This window comes from Phaeobacter sp. SYSU ZJ3003 (assembly GCF_041300735.1).
In the GTDB taxonomy this organism is placed as follows: Bacteria; Pseudomonadota; Alphaproteobacteria; order Rhodobacterales; family Rhodobacteraceae; genus Phycobacter; species Phycobacter gallaeciensis_A.
The window spans coordinates 1-561 of record NZ_PXNU01000077.1 but is presented as its reverse complement, the minus strand read 5'-3'; the positions used below and the strand labels follow the sequence as shown (position 1 = coordinate 561).

Annotated in this window: 2 protein-coding genes; both read right to left on the bottom strand. The window is 64.0% G+C overall.

Annotation, left to right across the window (positions count from 1 at the left end; all coding sequences use genetic code 11):
* The coding region (locus C6W91_RS19525; protein WP_370571425.1) for an HK97 family phage prohead protease at positions 1-378 on the bottom strand (378 nt) is incomplete at its 3' end.
* Positions 378-561 (bottom strand): hypothetical protein (locus C6W91_RS19520; RefSeq protein ID WP_370571424.1); only part of this gene is annotated, 184 nt, incomplete at its 5' end. The genes C6W91_RS19525 and C6W91_RS19520, both read right to left, overlap by 1 nt.

The window sequence follows — 561 nt, the reverse complement described above, 5'->3', positions numbered from 1 at the left end:
CTGCCCGCCGCTCTGCTTTTGCGCCTTCACCGTCCGGTAGCCGATCGACAACCCGTCAATCGAGCCCGCCTTGATCAGCGCCTGCGCCTCGCGGCCCTTGGCCACCTCCGTAAGAATCCGCCCCTTTACCCAGAGCCCGCGCTCATCCTCGCGCGCCTCATCCCAGACCCCGATCGGCTGCGCCGGATCATGCTGCCAGAGCATCTTCACCCGGCGCCCGTCCTGCGCCAGCTTTGCAAGGCTACTGGCATAGGCGCCCGGCGCAACGATATCACCGCCCTGATCCTCGATCCCGAAGAGGCTGGCATAGCCTTCAATAGCGCCACTGTCCGCGGCGGCCGTCAGATCAACCGCCATATCCTTCGTCTCCACCACCATCAGCCCTCTCCTGTCTCCGTGATCGGAATGTTCTGCATCTGCATGCGCACCTCATCGCCGCCCGCCACAGGCCGCCGCCCCTCCAGCTTTCGCACCTCGTTGATCGTCATCGCGCCGATCTGGGGGATGTCCCTGTTGATGTTGAACTTTGCTTGAAGGGTGGCGTTGCTTTCCCTGAGCCGT